The organism is Oleiphilus sp. HI0067, assembly GCF_001635735.1.
This window is the reverse complement of the sequence record NZ_LWFI01001478.1, coordinates 1-907: the sequence shown is the minus strand read 5'-3', so window position 1 is coordinate 907 and position 907 is coordinate 1. Positions and strand designations below refer to the sequence as shown.

Below are 907 nucleotides of genomic sequence, written 5' to 3'. Positions count from 1 at the left end.
ATTCGAGGGCAAGGTAGTCGATATCGACACAAAAGGCGGAATTGCTAAAGTCTTTTTGAAGAATCAATCTAGTGCAGCATCAACATGTGTGTACTTGAACGATAAGACTTTAGAGGCTAGCCAAAATATTAGGCTCAGAGTCGCGGCAAAAGATGTGAGCATTAGCTTGAGACATAACAAAGAACAAAGTATTCAAAATATTATCCCAGCAACGATCAGACATATCGACACCACAATTGACTCCTCGTCAGTATTGGTAACACTTGATATCAATGACCAAACTTTGCATGCGCTGATCACAGCTTTATCTCTCAAGAAACTACAGTTAAAAAAAGGTCAGTCGGTATGGGCGCAAGTCAAAGCGCTCTCAGTGTATGACTAAGCGACTAGTTGCACTTTCAATTTGTGTTGACTAGCGTTAGTGCAATTTCACTCACTCAGAGGCATCACGATGGCAATCACTGAAGCACAGAAAAAAATCTGTACAAGAAAGTTTTGCAAAAGTAGAACCCATTGCTGACGCAGCAGCCGAAATATTTTACGGCAAGCTTTTTCAATATGACCATAGCCTTCAGCCGCTTTTTAAAGGCGATATGACGGAGCAAGGTAAAAAGCTAATGTCGACATTGAAGATTGCCGTAAAATCACTCGACGACCTAGATGCCTTAGTTCCAGTGCTCGAAAACTTAGCCATAAAGCATATTGAATACGGGGTAAAAATAGATGATTACACCCCTGTCGGAAATGCCTTAATCAATACTCTAGCGGAAGGTTTGGGTGACGATTTTAGTCCAGAATGTAAAGCCGCCTGGGTTGAAGTGTAAAAAACAATTGCTCTTGTCATGCGCACCAAAGCTTACCCAGACTTTGATGCAGAATCCTACAAAAATACTAAAACCTATCAGCA

Annotated in this window: 2 protein-coding genes; both read left to right on the top strand. The window is 41.1% G+C overall.

Going from position 1 to position 907, the window contains the following annotated elements:
* On the top strand, positions 1 to 382 hold a 382-nt coding region (locus A3739_RS24100), incomplete at its 5' end, for a TOBE domain-containing protein (RefSeq protein ID WP_197472537.1).
* Positions 383 to 593: 211 nt separating this feature from the next.
* A complete protein-coding gene (locus A3739_RS31515) occupies positions 594 to 824 on the top strand; it encodes a globin domain-containing protein (RefSeq protein WP_369819812.1) in 231 nt (76 codons plus the stop codon).
* Positions 825 to 907 lie beyond the last annotated feature (83 nt).